The following is a 14,873-nucleotide window of genomic DNA, read 5'->3' as shown; positions in this document are numbered from 1 at the left end:
TCTTACAGACTATTCTGTATCCATAGCATCAGAGTTGGCTGGAGGCAAACCAGCTGTCGTGACGCCAGTGCCGGCGCCACACCAGCCACAGCGTTAGCCCACGTAAAGCGAGAAATACCGTCACCGCCAGCCACAAACCATGATTTCCCAACCATGGCAGCGTCAGCAGCGACAGGCCATAACCCAGCGCCGCCAGCGCCATGCTGTTACGCATCTCCCGCCCGCGCGTCGCACCGATAAACATGCCATCCAGCAAATAGCACCACACGCCCATTAACGGCATCACCACTTGCCACAGCAGATAACGATCGGCCATCTCGCGCAGCGCTTCCAGCGAGGTCAGCAACCCGACGATTTGCGCGCCAAACAGCGCATAAATTAAAGCGAACAGCAGCGCCACCACCCCTGCCTGACGGCAGGCGGCATGCCAGATTAGCAGCAGCCTGCTGCGATCCTGCGCGCCAACCGCCTCACCAGAACAGGCTTCAACCGCATAGGCGAAGCCATCCAGCGCGTAGGCTGTGAAGGTAAGAAACATCAGCAGCACCGCGTTAACCGCCACCACATCCGGTCCTATACGCGCGCCGAGTATCGTCAGCGAAGCAAAACAGATTTGCAGCAGAAATGAGCGCAGCATGATATCGCGGTTCAGGCGGAACAGGCGGGCCACATCGCCGCGCCAGCTGTTCCTCAGCAGGGAAAAATCGATGCCACGCAGCTTCAATACGCGCGCCACCATCCACAGCCCGACAGCAAGGGAGACGTATTCAGCCAGCGCCGTGGCGGCAGCCGCCCCAGCTACGCCCCAGTGCAGCCCGAGGACAAACGCCAGATCCAGCAGAATATTGACCAGATTGCCCACCACCAGCAGCACCACAGGGGCGCGCGCATACTGCACGCCCAGCAACCAGCCAAGAATCACCAGGTTTGCCAGCGTGGCGGGCGCGCTAAGCCAGCGGATCTGAATAAACAGTTGCGCCTGCTGCTGGACAGCAACGCTGCCGCCCATCAGCGCCGCCGCCAGGTTGCTGACGGGCGTACGCAATGCGATGAACAGCACGCCCGCCACCAGAGCAATTAATAACGGCTGCGTCAGCGCTCGCGCCAGCGCCGTTTTATCACTGGCGCCAAACGCCTGGGCGGTAAGACCGGTGGTGCTCATGCGCAGAAACAGCAGCAGCATAAAAATAAAGCTGGTTGCCGTGGTGCCAACCGCTACGCCGCCGAGATAGACAGGACTGTCGAGATGGCCAATCACCGCCGTATCCACCACGCCGAGTAACGGCACCGTGATATTGGAGAGGATCATCGGCAACGCCAGCCGCCAGAGTGTTTTGTCAGAGGAGGAAAACAGCTGCATCAGCCCGTCCCGGTTTCTGCTGTGATACGTCTGTCAGATTGAAGAGGATAAGAACATCAGACTACGGCAGCGCAGATGCGCTACCGCAGCGGGGGGAATCGATACGATCAGAGCCACTCGCCGTTGCGCACGATGCCCACGGCCAGACCTTCAACAGTCAGTGACTGCTCACGGGTATCGACAACGATCGGCTGGAAGTCGCTGTTTTCCGGCAGCAGATGCACGATAGCACCCTGCTTTTTCCAGCGTTTCACCGTCACTTCGTCATCGATGCGCGCCACGACAACCTGGCCGTTACGCACTTCCTGAGTCTTGTGTACCGCCAGCAGATCGCCATCCATGATGCCGATATCTTTCATCGACATGCCGCTGACGCGCAGCAGGAAATCTGCGGTGGGTTTGAAGAGGTTGGCATCCACCTGGTAATGCGCTTCGATGTGTTCCTGCGCCAGCAGGGGTTCACCGGCGGCGACACGGCCGATCAGCGGCAAACCTTCGCTGACTTCCTCTTCCATTAATAAACGAATACCGCGCGAAGCACCGGAGACGATTTCGATAACGCCTTTGCGCGCCAGCGCTTTCAGGTGTTCTTCGGCCGCATTAGGTGAGCGGAAGCCCAGTTGCGCAGCAATTTCCGCACGCGTTGGCGGCATGCCCGTCTGGTTGATATGGTCGCGAATCAGGTCATAGACCTGTTGCTGCCTGCTGGTTAACGCTTTCATCCCGCCCCCTGGTTGTTTATACAGTCGCTGTGAGTATATACAGGTATTGGCGAAATGGAAACCAAAACTGAGGGAAAAATCAGCGGGTTGATGAATTCGGAAGCCTTATCGCAAATGTGACCAAAGCAGCGCGATCCAGACAAACAGAGCCAGTAAGATAGCCAGTAACACTGCGGCCGATCCCATATCCTTAGCACGACCGGCCAGCGGATGGCGTTCCTGACCAATGCGGTCAACCACCGCTTCGATGGCGCTGTTCAGGATCTCAATAATGATCACCAGCACAACCGAACCGATCATTAATACGCGGGATACGGCATCAACATCCAGCCAACACGCCACCACAATCGCCACCAGTGCGGCGATCGCTTCCTGGCGAAATGCGGCCTCATGTTGCCAGGCGGCACGTAATCCCTGCCAGGAATAACCGGCAGCTTTCACTATCCTTTGAATACCGGTGACGTTATTTGCCATGTCGTTGAACCCTTTGCTCGTTTTGACGTCAATGTCTGGGCAGCCGGTAATGGCACAGCCACAGATCTTCGCGGCACTTTCTGGTATGCTTGCCGCGCTTTGCTAACAAGAGGCTTTAAGTTGTCTATGTCAGGTTGGCGTAAACTTTATTATAAATTATTGAATTTACCACTCTCCATTTTGGTAAAGAGTAAGGTCATTCCCGCCGATCCGGTGTCCGAACATGGGCTGGATTCGACGCGGCCGATTATGTATGTGCTGCCTTACGATTCCAAGGCCGATCTGCTCACGCTGCGCACGCAGTGCCTGAAGCTGCATCTGCCCGATCCGCTCGCGCCGCTGGAAGTTGACGGGGCATTGCTGCCACGCCATGTGTTTATCCATGATGGCCCGCGCGTTTTCCCATACTTCGTGCCCAATCTGGAGTCGGTGAAGCTCTTTCACGATTACCTCGATCTGCATCGCAGCAATCCAGAGCTGGATGTCCAGATGCTGCCGGTCTCGATTATGTTTGGCCGTGCGCCAGGGCGAGAAATCCAGGGAGAATCAACGCCTCACCTGCGGATTCTCAATGGCGTGCAGAAGTTCTTCGCCATTCTCTGGCATGGTCGCGACAGCTTTGTGCGTTTCTCGCCAACGGTTTCGCTGCGCGAGATGGCCACCGAGCACGGTACCGATAAGTCAATTGCTCAGAAACTGGCACGCGTTGCACGCATTCACTTTGCGCGTCAGCGTCTGGCGGCGGTCGGCCCACGTTTGCCAGCCCGTCAGGATCTGTTCAACAAGCTGCTGCAATCCAAAGCGATTGAAAAAGTTGTGGAAGATGAAGCCCGCAGCAAAAAGATTTCGCACGAGAAAGCACAGCAGAACGCCGTTGAAATGATGGAAGAGATTGCGGCCGACTTCTCCTATGAAGCCATCCGCGTCACCGACCGCGTCATGGGCTGGATGTGGAGCCGCCTCTATCAGGGCATCAACGTCAATGGCGGTGAACGCGTGCGCCAGCTGGCTCAGGATGGTCACGAGATTGTCTACGTGCCCTGCCATCGCAGCCATATGGATTATCTGCTGCTCTCCTACGTGCTCTACCATCAGGGACTGGTGCCGCCGCACATTGCTGCTGGTATCAACCTGAACTTCTGGCCTGCCGGTCCGATTTTCCGTCGTCTGGGTGCCTTCTTTATTCGCCGTACCTTCAAAGGCAACAAGCTCTACTCCACGGTTTTCCGTGAATATCTGGGCGAGCTGTTTACGCGTGGCTACTCGGTTGAGTACTTCGTGGAAGGGGGACGTTCCCGTACCGGCCGTTTGCTGGACCCGAAAACCGGCACCCTGTCGATGACGTTGCAGGCCATGCTACGCGGCGGTACCCGTCCAATCACCTTCGTACCGATTTACATTGGCTACGAACATGTGATGGAAGTGGGTACCTACGCCAAAGAACTGCGCGGTGCGGCGAAAGAGAAAGAGAGTTTCATGCAGATGGTGCAGGGGCTGCGTAAGCTGCGCAATCTGGGCCAGGGTTACGTGAACTTCGGCGAACCGCTGTCGCTGGTGAACTACCTGAACAAACACGTACCGGAATGGCGTGACGCGATCGATCCGATCGAACCGCTGCGTCCGGCGTGGATGACGCCGACGGTAAATGATATCGCCAGCCGTCTGATGGTACGCATTAACGAAGCCGGTGCCGCGAACGCCATGAACCTGTGCGTGACCGCCCTGCTGGCCTCCCGTCAGCGTTCGCTTACCCGCGAACAACTGATTGAGCAATTGGAGTGCTACACCCAGCTGCTGCGTAATGTGCCCTATTCTCCTGAAGCGACAGTGCCGAATATGAGCGCCGAGGCGCTGCTTGATCACGCCATGGGCATGAACAAGTTTGAGACCGAGCAGGACAATATCGGCGACATCATCATCCTGCCGCGCGAGCAGGCGGTGCTGATGACGTACTACCGCAACAACATTCAGCATATGCTGGTAATGCCGTCGCTGATTGCCGCCATCGTGCAGCAGCACCGTGAAATCAGTGAGGCTGAGTTGCTGCGCCAGGTGAGCCTGGTTTACCCGATGCTGAAAAGCGAATTGTTCCTGCGCTGGAGCACCGATCAGCTACCGGCGGTGTTGCAGGCGTTGTGTGCCGAGATGGCGCGTCAGGGTCTGGTTACCATGCAGGATGGTCAGTTGAAGATGAGTCCGGCCCGCTATCGTACGCTGCAACTGCTGGCGGCAGGTATCCGTGAAACGCTCCAGCGTTTTGCCATTACCTTCTCCATCCTCAGTGCCAAGCCAACCATCAACCGTGGCACGCTGGAGAAAGAGAGCCGCACGCTGGCGCAGCGTCTGTCGGTGTTGCACGGCATCAACGCCCCGGAGTTCTTCGATAAGGCGGTGTTCACTTCGCTGGTGCTGACGCTGCGTGATGAAGGCTACATCAGCGACAGAGACGATGCGGATGTGGAACGCACGCAAATCATGTGGCAGATGCTGGCGGAGCTGGTCACCAGCGATGTGCGTCTGACCATTGAGAGCGCCGTCGCACACGATTAACGCGCCCCCATAAAAAAAGCCGTCATCGGTTAACCGGTGGCGGCTTTTTTGTTTCCTGTTCGGCCTGTATGCCTGTGGACTACATCAGCCCAATAAACGGCAGCGTATTCAGCAGGATGCCGAGAAACAGCACCAGCCCAACGTAGTTGTTGTTGAGGAACGCGCGGAAGCAGGCATCGCGCTCGCGCTGCGCAATCAGTTTCTGCTGATGTACAAACAGTCCCGCCGCCAGCAGCAACGACCAGTAAAACGCGCCATTCAGATTCAGCATCATCCCCACCAGCGCCATCAGCCCCAGCGTGGCCAGTTGCAGCAAACCGATAATCAGCTTGTCATAACGACCAAACAGAATCGCCGTCGACTTCACGCCAATCCGCAAATCATCATCACGATCCACCATTGCATACTGGGTATCGTAGGCCACGGTCCAGCACAGGTTCGCGAAGAACACCAGCCAGCAAACCAGAGGTAAGGACTCACTAACTGCCGCCCAACCCATCGGAATCGCCCAGCCAAATGCGGCCCCCAGCACCACCTGCGGCAGATGGGTGTAGCGCTTCATAAACGGATAAACCCAGGCCAGCGCCAGACCGACCACCGACAGCATAATCGTCATACGATTCATGGTCAGCACCAGCAGGAAAGCCAGCAGAGCCAGACCGACAAACAGCAGCTTCGCCTCTTTCTCCGTCACCAGCCCGCTGGCCAGCGGACGGGCTGCCGTGCGTTTTACATGCCCATCGACTTTGCGGTCGGCATAGTCATTGATCACGCAACCTGCGGCGCGCATCACAATCACCCCCAGCACAAACACCAGCAGCACCGACAGCGGCGGAATGGTCATGCCAGACAGCCACAGCGCCCATAAGGTGGGCCACAGCAGCAGCAGCGTGCCAATCGGCTTATCAATGCGCATCAGGCGGCTGTAAGCCTGCAATTTATTCATTGGTAGGGTCTTTTGCACAATCCTTATCCTTGATCCAGCGAACGATACAGCGGTGATGCAGGTAAAAACAGTTCCGTTAACAGCAGCGGTTTGCCGGAGAGCCGTAAGCGGGAGCGACGCCCCCATAAATCATCCACCTGACCGGGGTCGATAAAATCGCGGCTCAGGGTCGAAGAGGCAAACAGATAACGTCCGAGCGGTCGGGTGCCCAGCTGCTGGAGCATCAGCTCCGGGCCATTCAGGGTGCTTTCCGGCACCAGCGTGCGTCCCACCAGCCAGGGCACATCATCACCGCACAAAACAATTTCCCGTAGCCAGAAGCGCTCATCAGCGGGCAGCAATTCGCCTTCATCCGTCAGCTCACAGGCATCGATAAAACCCTCGCGTAGCGGCTGGACGGTGACCTGCTGACAATGCTGCTCAAAGCGCCGCGTCATCGAGTCTTCCTCCATCAGCCAGTCCAGCAGGGGGGCGGAAAGCAGCGAGGAAGAGGCAGGCAGCCAGCGTAGCGCGCGCAATTGCGCCAGCGCATCCTGAGACATAAAAACCTCCACAAATAAAAAGTGCCCCAGTGTACCGTACCCTCGCCGTTGCGCGAATCATCGCGCGATGCGGAAAATGATTTGTCGCTGAAATCCGCGCAAAACTGCTTTCCTTCGCTTTGCCGATCACGCCACTATGGCTGAACGATGAGGATGAAAGAAGGATGCGTCATGACACAACCACCCAATCAGGACCTGTTAAGCGAACTGGAACAGCCCCAGGGTGATCGCGCGCTGGCGTGGGTCGCCCAACAAAATAGCCGCACCACCGCAAAATTTGCCCAGGGAACACGTTTTCAGCAGGCGCAGCAGACGATTTTACAGGCGTTAAATGACCAGTCGAATATTCCGTGGGTGACGCATTATCGCGATACCCTTTATAACTTCTGGCAGGACGAACACCATCCGCGCGGCATCTGGCGGCGCACCTCGGAAACCTCATACCTGACGGCGCATCCTGTCTGGGAAACCGTGCTGGATATGGATCAGCTGAATCAGGAGGAGGACGCCAACTGGAGCTACCACGGCGCGCGCCTGCTGTATCCCTCCTATACCCGCGCCCTCGTGTACCTGTCGACCGGCGGCGATGCCTGCGAAATTCGCGAATTTGATCTGGTCAGCAAAACATTTATCCGCGACGGTTTTTTCCTGCCCGAAAGCAAAAGCCGGGTCAGCTGGGCCGATGAAAATACCCTGCTGCTGGCGCACGATGCGGGCGGTGACACGCTCACCACCTCCGGCTATCCCCGCTGCGTCAGCCGCTGGCAGCGCGGTACCGCCCCCGAAGACGCAACCCTGATCTATGCCGGTGAAGCCAGCGATCTTTCGGTTTCAGCGTGGCGCGACACTACGCCCGGCTTTGAGAAGGAGCTGGTGCAGCGCACGCTGGATTTTTATCACAGCCACACCTGGGTGTTGACGGAACAGGGCCAGCTCGCCGCGATTGCCATCCCGGACGATGCCTCGCCGGGCTTTTTCCAGCAATGGCTGCTCGTCACCCTGAACAGCCCGTGGCAGGTGGCGGATCAGCGCCATCCCTCCGGCGCGTTGCTGGCCATCAATTTTGACGATTTTCAGCAGGGCCAGCGCAACTTCACCACCCTGTTCACGCCGGATAAGCACACCACGTTGCAGGGCTATGACTCGACGCGCGATTATCTGATCCTCAATCAGATTCACGATGTGGTTGAGACCGTAGCAATCCTGAAAGTGGCAGAGGGAGAGTGGCAGCGGGTGGAAGAGATGGCATTGCCCAACGCCACCAACATTTCCGTCTTCGGCCTGGATGACGAGACCAACCGATATGGCGTCGTCAGCCACGGCTTCCTGCAATCCTCACGTCTGAGCTATGGCGACTTTGATCGGCACACGCGGGTTGACGCCAAACAAGCCCCTTCCTGCTTCGACGCCAGTGGGTTCGAGGTGACGCAGCATTTTGCGCTGTCAAAGGACGGCACGCGCATCCCCTACTTCCAGGTCTCCGCCAAAGGGCTGACGCTGAGCGGCGATCACCCAACCCTGCTGTATGGTTACGGCGGATTTGAAGTATCGCTGACGCCCTCCTATCTCGGCGCGAAAGGCGTCACCTGGCTGCAAAAAGGCGGGGTCTACGTGCTGGCTAACATTCGCGGCGGCGGCGAGTATGGTCCGGCGTGGCATCAGGCGGCGTTAAAAGAGCATCGCCATCGTGCCTATGAAGATTTTGCCGCCGTGGCGGCTGACCTCGTCACGCGTAACGTCACCTGCCCGGCTCGTCTGGCGGCCCGCGGCGGCAGCAACGGGGGATTATTGATTGGCAATATGCTGACTGACTATCCCGACCACTTCGGCGCGCTGGTGTGTGAAGTGCCGCTGCTGGATATGGCGAACTATCATCGCTGGCTGGCTGGCGCGTCCTGGATGGCTGAATATGGCGATCCCGAGGATGCCGAAGAGTGGCAGTGGCTTAAAAACTATTCGCCGCTCGACAAGGTACAGGCAGACAAAACCTACCCGCCGACCCTGTTCACCACCGGCACCCAGGACGATCGCGTCAGCCCGGCGCACGCGCGCAAAATGATGGCGCGGATGCAGCAGCAGGGGCATGAAAACGTCTGGTTGTATGAAGAGACCGAAGCCGGTCATGGCAGCGCGCCGGAGCATCGTCAGACCGCGTTTTATGCCGCGATGGTAGAGGAGTTTTTGTGGCAGACGTTGCGGGCTAAATGAAGTTTGTAGCGGCGCGATAACTTGCGCCGCTACGCATTGGTTTTATTCACGCTTCAGCCGGTTGCTGTTCGCCAGCCACAGCGTCACCACCAGAATCAGGATCGCCGCCGAGTAGCACAGCGTATCGAACGGGTTTTTATGATCGACGATAATCAGGCGGATAATCGCGGTAATGCCGATGTAGACGAAATAGCGCAGCGGAAAGTGATAGCCCGACTGGAAATACTTCACGATCAGCGCGATAAATTCGAAATAGAGAAAGTAGATCACAATCCCTTCGATCAGCAGATATGACGATGCCTGTTCGCCGGTGCTGAACAGCACATTGGCCAGATGGATAGTTTCTTTACCCAGAAACACCACCAGAATGATCGCCAGGGTCACCAATCCAATATTCAGTACCCATTGCAGAACCCTGGCAATCAGTTGCCCGGCCGCTGATTTTGTTGTCATTTTTTGCGCCTGTTAAAACGAGTTATCTCTGGCGCTATCATGCGATAGTGTGATCGAAATCACAATATGCTCAAACATCAACATCCACGCACAGCGCGTCGTAGCGCCAGTATTCACAGTCGCAGTCGATGACCCGTTTGTGTTGATCCCGATTGGTACGGGTGATCAGCAGCCCTGGCGTTCCGCTGGCAACGTTGAGCGCCGGTGCCGCCACCGCCGGTAAGGGGGCGGGCAGAATGGTAAAACGTGCGCCGCCGTAACGAATGCCGTAGCGCTGGTCGTAGAGATCGGTCAGAGAACGGGTGAGATCCTCTTCGAGCAGGCCGGGAAAATAATGGGGATTCAGGTAGTGCTCCACATATAACACCGCGCGACCATCAATGCGGCGCAAACGGCGAATCAAATAGACATCATCCCCTTCGGCCAGCTGGAGCTGCTGCGCCACCGACTGCTGCACCGGCACCTTGCGCGCTTCAATCACCTCGGTGCTGGCAACGCGGCCCTGCTGCGCCGCCATGGCGTGGAAATGGCTGTGATGCAGCGGGTTATACACCAGCCGTGGCGGTGCCACAAACCAGCCGCGCCGCAGTTCACGGTAGATAACCCCCTGCGCCTCCAGTAATCCCAGCGCTTCACGCAGGGTAATGCGCGTGGTGGAATATTGTTCGCTCAGGCTACGTTCAGCCGGTAAGCGCCCGCTGGCGAACTCCCCTGCATCAATACGACTGTGCAGCGCGGCTGCGATTACGTCCGCCGTTTTCGACAACATCTTTAAAGCCTCATTTTGGGGCGAAGCTGCACTATGACAGTTCGATGACAGTCAGGTGACAAGCTATGCCTGGCATTACCGCGTCGCTGCATCCCATGTGGATCTGCTTGTCACTCCACATTTTCCCGCCGCAGTCATAAAACCTTCATATGCAAAGGCTACATTGGCTCGGTTCTTGCTGGACTAGACCAAGATGTCCCTCAACTTACACCGGGAGCAACTGAGATGAAAGCGTTAATCGCCTCTGTAGTAGCCAGTGCCGTTTTGCTTGCGCTGCCCGCCGCGCAGGCTGCCGACAACGATCTCGCCGCGCTGGAAAAAGCCGCGCGCAGCGAAGGTCAAATCAACAGCGTCGGTATGCCAGATAGCTGGGCTAACTGGAAAGATACCTGGAACGATATCAGCAGCAAATATGGCCTGAAGCACAGCGATACCGATATGTCCTCGGCGCAGGAGCTGGCGAAGTTTGCAGCGGAGAAAGAGAACGCCAGCGCCGATATCGGTGATGTGGGCGCCGCTTTTGGCCCGGTTGCCGTGGCGAAAGGTCTGGCACAGCCGTACAAACCCACCCACTGGGATCAGGTTCCGGATTGGGCGAAAGATAAAGAAGGTAACTGGATGCTGGCCTATACCGGCACCATCGCCTTCCTGGTCGACAAACAGCAGGTGAAAGATATCCCGCACAGCTGGGCCGATCTGAAGAAAGGTAAGTATGTGGTCACTATCGGTGACGTCGGCGTGGCTGCTCAGGCTGCCAACGGCGTGCTGGCCGCCAACTATGCCATGGGCGGTGATGAGAAGAACATGAAACCGGCGCTGAGCTTCTTTGCCGACCTGGCGAAACAGGGTCGTCTGGGCGTGACCGATCCGGTAATTGCCAACATCGAAAAAGGCGAAATCCAGGTTGCCGTAGTGTGGGACTTCAACGGTCTGAACTATCGCGACCAGATCGACAAAAGCCGCTATGAAGTGGTGATCCCGTCTGATGGCTCCGTGACCTCGGGCTACAGCACCATCATCAACAAATACGCCAAACACCCGAACGCCGCCAAACTGGCGCGTGAATACATCTTCTCTGATGCCGGTCAGACTAACCTGGCGAAAGGCTATGCGCGTCCGATTCGCGCCAAATATCTAACGCTGCCAGCTGACGTGCAGGCCAAACTGCTGCCGGAATCTGAGTACAAACATGCCCGTCCGATCAAAGACCAGGCCGCCTGGGACAAAACCTCAAAAATGCTGCCGCGTCTGTGGCAGGAGAACGTGATCATCAATATGCAGCAGTAAGGAGAAGGGGATGAAAACAATCCTGGTGGTACTGGATGGGTTAAGCAATCAGGTGGCGCAACATGCGATGGGTTATCTGTTTGCCGAATGCGCACAGGGCAACGGCCAATATTACACCCTGACCTGCGAGCTACCGTCGCTGTCGCGCCCGCTGTATGAATGCATTCTCACCGGCATCCCGCCGGTGCGCAGCGGCATTATTCACAACGGCGTCAGCCGTTTGAGTAAAGAACGCAGCATTTTCCACTATGCGCGCGCCGCCGGTTTAACCACCGCTGCCGCGGCCTACCACTGGGTGAGTGAGCTGTACAATCAGACCCCCTTCAACGCAGCGCGCGACCGGCATACGGTCGCGCCTGACCTGCCCATTCAGTACGGGCACTTTTACTGGGACGACGGCTACCCGGATTCCCACCTGTTTGAAGACGCGGAAAGCCTGCGTTTACGCCACGATCCTGATTTTCTGCTAATTCATCCGATGAATATCGATGATGCCGGACACAAACACAGCCTGTCATCGCCGCAGTACCGCAACCGGGCGCGCATGGCCGATGGCTATCTGTCGCACTGGATGCCGGGCTGGCTGGCCGCGGGTTATCAGGTGATTGTCACCGCCGACCACGGTATGAACGATGACCGCTCGCACGGCGGAATTCTGCCGGAAGAGACCCAGGTGCCGCTGTTTGTGTTTGGTGAAGGCTTCTCAAAACAGCCGGAGCTGGAACCACAGCAGACCGAGCTGTGCGGCATTGTCTGCACCCTGCTGGGCGTTGAGCATGATAAACCGGTGTGCCGCGGTCTGCTGGCGGAGCCGCGTCCATGAAGGGTAAAGGCCTCGCGCTGCTACTGTTGCTGCCGTTTGCCCTGTTCTGGGTGGCGTTTCAGTTCGCCCCCTTACTGTGGATCGCCATCAACAGCTTCTGGAGCGACATCAATGAAGCCTGGGGAGTGGATAATTACACCGATATCCTGACCTCGCCGTTCTATTTGCAGGCGTTTCGCCTGTCGCTGGATATCTCTATCTGGTCGAGCATTTATGGTCTGCTGATCGCGCTGGTGGCCGGTTATTCGCTGCATCAGCTCGGCAGCGGACGTTTTCAGCGTTTTATGATGTCGTTTACCAATATGACCAGCAACTTCGCCGGCGTGCCGCTGGCGTTTGCGTTTGTCATTCTGCTTGGCCTGAATGGCTGTCTGACGCTGCTGCTGCGCCATTATGCCCTGCTCGATACCTTCAAACTGTTTTCACGCGACGGCATGGTGCTGGTTTACACCTGGTTCCAGATCCCGCTTGGCATTCTGCTGCTCTATCCCGCCTTTGACGGGCTGCGTCAGGACTGGCAGGAATCCGCCGCGCTGCTGGGCGCCAGCCGCTGGCGCTACTGGTGGCATATCGGGCTGCCGATTCTGTTCCCGGCGCTGCTCGGCACCTTTGTGATTCTGCTGGCGAATGCCCTCGGCGCTTACGCCACCATTTATGCACTCACCACCGGTAACTTTAACGTGGTGCCGGTGCGTATTGCCGCGCTGGTGTCGGGCGATATCTCGCTCGATCCGAACACCGGCGGCGCGCTGGCGATGTTGCTGGTGCTGCTGATGGCGCTGATTACCGTGGTGCAGCAGTATCTGGTGCGCCGCAGTTATCTCAACGCCAAACCGTCCTGAGGAGCTGCCCATGTCTCGCGTAGAAAAACTCTACCATCGCCTGATTGTCTGGCTGCTGCTGATCATTCTGGCAGCCCCGCTGCTGGCGACCCTGTTATATGCGCTCTCCTCCGAGTGGAGCGACACCATTCTGCCGCAGGGCTACACCCTGAAATGGTTCTTTGAACTGTGGAGCGACAGCCGCTTCCTGACCGCGCTGGGCCACTCGCTGCTGATTTGCTTCGGCGCGCTGCTGTTCTCCTTAGTGCTGGTCCTGCCTGCGATGTTTGTGATCGCTTACTATTTCCCGAAGCTGGATGCGGTGATGAACGTGCTGATCCTGATGCCGTTTGCCGTGCCGCCGGTGGTATCGTCGGTGGGATTGTTGCAGCTTTACTCCTCGTCACCGCTGATGCTGACCGGCACGCCGTGGATTCTGGTGGGCTGTTACTTCACCATCGCGCTGCCGTTTATCTATCGCGCCATCGCCAACAATATGCAGGCCATCAACCTGAAAGAGTTGATTGATGCCGCGCACCTGCTCGGCGCCAGCACCTGGCAGGCGGCACTGTTTGTGGTGCTGCCAAATCTGCGCAAAGGGGTGTTTATTGCTGTGCTGCTCTCCTTCTCTTTCCTGATAGGTGAGTTTGTATTCGCTAACCTGCTGGTCGGCACCCGCTATGAAACCTTGCAGGTTTACCTCTACAACATGCGTAACGGCAGCGGCCATTTCACCAGCGCGCTGGTGATCTCCTATTTTGTTGTCGTCCTGCTGGTCACCTGGCTGGCGAACGCCCTCAATCCTGAACGAGGCTGATCATGAGTTACCTGAACGTCAAACAGCTGAACAAAAGCTATGGCCCGACCGCCATCTTCGAAAATATTGATTTCAGCGCCGACGAAGGCGAGTTCGTCACCCTGCTCGGCCCGAGCGGCTGCGGTAAATCGACGCTGCTGCGCTGCATCGCCGGACTGACCTCGGTCGATAGCGGGCAGATTCTGTTGCAGGGCCAGGATATCGTGCCGCTGCCGCCGCAGAAGCGCACCATCGGCATGGTGTTCCAGAGCTACGCGCTGTTCCCGAATATGACGGTGGAGAAGAATGTCGCCTTTGGCCTGAAGATGCAGAAGCTGGCTGCCAGCGAGATCCAGAAACGGGTGATGGAAGCATTGGCGCTGGTGGAGCTGACCGATTTCGCCCGTCGCTATCCGCATCAGCTGTCCGGCGGGCAGTGTCAGCGCGTGGCGCTGGCCCGTTCGCTGGTGACGCGTCCGCGCCTGCTGCTGCTGGATGAACCGCTGTCGGCGCTCGATGCGCGCATTCGTCGCCATCTGCGCGAGCAGATCCGCAATATCCAGCAGGAGCTAAAGCTCACCACCATTTTCGTCACCCACGATCAGGAAGAAGCGCTGACGCTGTCGGACCGTATCGTATTGATGAATCGTGGAAAAATTGTGCAGAACGGCAATGCCGAGGCGCTATATACCCAGCCCGCCGACCTGTTTGCCGCAGGCTTTATCGGCAACTACAATCTGCTGAGCGCCGAGCAGGCCACCCAGCTGACCGGCCAGGCCTTCAGCGGCCAGGTGGCAATTCGCCCGGAATCGATTCTGATCTGCGCGCCCGCAGCGGGCATTGCGGCCACCATCCTCAGCCATAGCCTGCTGGGCAACGTGATCCGCTATCGTGTGCTGGCGCACAATGTTGAGCTTTCGGTCGATGTTCTCAACCGAAGCGTGGCAGATTTGCATCCCGCCGGGATGCAGATTGGGCTACAGTTAGAGATGTCGACGCTGCGCCAGGTAGCTTAAATTACAGGAAAAATTGGCAACGCAGCGCGGCGAAATCTTCACAGGTTGCGCTCTCCGTCAGGCTGGCATTCTGTGCGATTAAAGCCTGACGGTTGAGGAGCCTGTT

The 14,873-nt window shown here is 57.6% G+C and carries 14 protein-coding genes; 7 read left to right on the top strand and 7 right to left on the bottom strand.

The genetic code is table 11. The annotated features are described in order from the left end of the window. Positions 1-28: 28 nt before the first annotated feature. From dinF to AC6I8V_RS01590, 3 genes are all read right to left on the bottom strand, one after another. Positions 29-1,360 (bottom strand): MATE family efflux transporter DinF, encoded by a 1,332-nt coding sequence (dinF, locus tag AC6I8V_RS01600; protein WP_497844199.1) that lies wholly within the window; start codon positions 1,358-1,360, stop codon positions 29-31. A gap of 107 nt (positions 1,361-1,467) precedes the next feature. After that, the gene (gene lexA, locus AC6I8V_RS01595; protein WP_497844198.1) at positions 1,468-2,082 is read right to left on the bottom strand and encodes a transcriptional repressor LexA; all 615 of its coding nucleotides are present in this window, start codon (positions 2,080-2,082) and stop codon (positions 1,468-1,470) included. 105 nt (positions 2,083-2,187) lie between these two features. Then, positions 2,188-2,556, bottom strand: a complete 369-nt coding sequence (locus AC6I8V_RS01590; protein WP_497844197.1) for a diacylglycerol kinase — start codon at positions 2,554-2,556, stop codon at positions 2,188-2,190. A 126-nt stretch (positions 2,557-2,682) separates the two neighbouring features. Between AC6I8V_RS01590 and plsB the strand changes: the two genes are divergently transcribed. Continuing rightward, positions 2,683-5,106, top strand: a complete 2,424-nt coding sequence (plsB, locus tag AC6I8V_RS01585; RefSeq protein WP_497844196.1) for a glycerol-3-phosphate 1-O-acyltransferase PlsB — start codon at positions 2,683-2,685, stop codon at positions 5,104-5,106. Positions 5,107-5,185: 79 nt separating this feature from the next. On the opposite strand, the gene ubiA is transcribed toward plsB, so the two are convergent. Together ubiA and ubiC are read right to left on the bottom strand one after the other, a co-directional pair. Further along, entirely contained in the window at positions 5,186-6,052 is an 867-nt protein-coding gene (gene ubiA / locus AC6I8V_RS01580) for a 4-hydroxybenzoate octaprenyltransferase (RefSeq protein ID WP_497845740.1), read from the bottom strand. A gap of 23 nt (positions 6,053-6,075) precedes the next feature. Next, complete coding sequence (gene ubiC / locus AC6I8V_RS01575) at positions 6,076-6,594, bottom strand: chorismate lyase (protein ID WP_497844195.1); 519 nt, start codon at positions 6,592-6,594, stop codon at positions 6,076-6,078. Positions 6,595-6,765: 171 nt separating this feature from the next. Here ubiC and AC6I8V_RS01570 point away from each other — a divergent pair, with 171 nt between their 5' ends. After that, entirely contained in the window at positions 6,766-8,802 is a 2,037-nt protein-coding gene (locus AC6I8V_RS01570) for a prolyl oligopeptidase family serine peptidase (protein ID WP_497844194.1), read from the top strand. Between the two features lie 42 nt (positions 8,803-8,844). Here AC6I8V_RS01570 and psiE read toward each other — a convergent pair whose 3' ends face one another. Together psiE and AC6I8V_RS01560 are read right to left on the bottom strand one after the other, a co-directional pair. Beyond that, the gene (psiE, locus tag AC6I8V_RS01565) at positions 8,845-9,255 is read right to left on the bottom strand and encodes a phosphate-starvation-inducible protein PsiE (RefSeq protein ID WP_497844193.1); all 411 of its coding nucleotides are present in this window, start codon (positions 9,253-9,255) and stop codon (positions 8,845-8,847) included. Positions 9,256-9,325: 70 nt separating this feature from the next. Beyond that, positions 9,326-10,024, bottom strand: coding sequence for a UTRA domain-containing protein (locus AC6I8V_RS01560; protein WP_497844192.1), 699 nt, complete (start codon positions 10,022-10,024; stop codon positions 9,326-9,328). A 225-nt stretch (positions 10,025-10,249) separates the two neighbouring features. Between AC6I8V_RS01560 and AC6I8V_RS01555 the strand changes: the two genes are divergently transcribed. From AC6I8V_RS01555 to AC6I8V_RS01535, 5 genes are read left to right on the top strand one after another with little or no spacing between them, the layout of a single operon-like run. Further along, entirely contained in the window at positions 10,250-11,311 is a 1,062-nt protein-coding gene (locus AC6I8V_RS01555) for an ABC transporter substrate-binding protein (RefSeq protein ID WP_497844191.1), read from the top strand. Between the two features lie 10 nt (positions 11,312-11,321). Next, positions 11,322-12,134 (top strand): alkaline phosphatase family protein, encoded by an 813-nt coding sequence (locus AC6I8V_RS01550; RefSeq protein ID WP_497844190.1) that lies wholly within the window; start codon positions 11,322-11,324, stop codon positions 12,132-12,134. Then, positions 12,131-12,976, top strand: a complete 846-nt coding sequence (locus tag AC6I8V_RS01545; protein WP_497844189.1) for an ABC transporter permease — start codon at positions 12,131-12,133, stop codon at positions 12,974-12,976. Before AC6I8V_RS01550 ends, AC6I8V_RS01545 begins: the two co-directional genes overlap by 4 nt. 10 nt (positions 12,977-12,986) lie before the next feature. Further along, positions 12,987-13,772 (top strand): ABC transporter permease, encoded by a 786-nt coding sequence (locus AC6I8V_RS01540; protein ID WP_497844188.1) that lies wholly within the window; start codon positions 12,987-12,989, stop codon positions 13,770-13,772. A 2-nt stretch (positions 13,773-13,774) separates the two neighbouring features. Next, a complete protein-coding gene (locus AC6I8V_RS01535) occupies positions 13,775-14,767 on the top strand; it encodes an ABC transporter ATP-binding protein (RefSeq protein WP_497844187.1) in 993 nt (330 codons plus the stop codon). Positions 14,768-14,873 lie beyond the last annotated feature (106 nt).

It is taken from the genome of Pantoea sp. X-Soil-TKNS-1207 (assembly GCF_059730485.1).
This window is presented reverse-complemented; position numbering and strand designations above follow the sequence as displayed.

Excerpts from the sequence above, each read along its gene's own strand:
- AC6I8V_RS01590 (WP_497844197.1), bottom strand. The coding sequence starts at position 2,556 with ATGGCAAATAACGTCACCGGTATTCAAAGGATAGTGAAAGCTGCCGGT.
- dinF (WP_497844199.1), bottom strand. The coding sequence starts at position 1,360 with ATGCAGCTGTTTTCCTCCTCTGACAAAACACTCTGGCGGCTGGCGTTG.
- plsB (WP_497844196.1), top strand. The coding sequence starts at position 2,683 with ATGTCAGGTTGGCGTAAACTTTATTATAAATTATTGAATTTACCACTC.
- AC6I8V_RS01535 (WP_497844187.1), top strand. The coding sequence starts at position 13,775 with ATGAGTTACCTGAACGTCAAACAGCTGAACAAAAGCTATGGCCCGACC.
- AC6I8V_RS01560 (WP_497844192.1), bottom strand. The coding sequence starts at position 10,024 with ATGTTGTCGAAAACGGCGGACGTAATCGCAGCCGCGCTGCACAGTCGT.
- psiE (WP_497844193.1), bottom strand. The coding sequence starts at position 9,255 with ATGACAACAAAATCAGCGGCCGGGCAACTGATTGCCAGGGTTCTGCAA.
- ubiC (WP_497844195.1), bottom strand. The coding sequence starts at position 6,594 with ATGTCTCAGGATGCGCTGGCGCAATTGCGCGCGCTACGCTGGCTGCCT.
- ubiA (WP_497845740.1), bottom strand. The coding sequence starts at position 6,052 with ATGAATAAATTGCAGGCTTACAGCCGCCTGATGCGCATTGATAAGCCG.
- AC6I8V_RS01550 (WP_497844190.1), top strand. The coding sequence starts at position 11,322 with ATGAAAACAATCCTGGTGGTACTGGATGGGTTAAGCAATCAGGTGGCG.
- AC6I8V_RS01545 (WP_497844189.1), top strand. The coding sequence starts at position 12,131 with ATGAAGGGTAAAGGCCTCGCGCTGCTACTGTTGCTGCCGTTTGCCCTG.
- AC6I8V_RS01540 (WP_497844188.1), top strand. The coding sequence starts at position 12,987 with ATGTCTCGCGTAGAAAAACTCTACCATCGCCTGATTGTCTGGCTGCTG.
- lexA (WP_497844198.1), bottom strand. The coding sequence starts at position 2,082 with ATGAAAGCGTTAACCAGCAGGCAGCAACAGGTCTATGACCTGATTCGC.
- AC6I8V_RS01570 (WP_497844194.1), top strand. The coding sequence starts at position 6,766 with ATGACACAACCACCCAATCAGGACCTGTTAAGCGAACTGGAACAGCCC.
- AC6I8V_RS01555 (WP_497844191.1), top strand. The coding sequence starts at position 10,250 with ATGAAAGCGTTAATCGCCTCTGTAGTAGCCAGTGCCGTTTTGCTTGCG.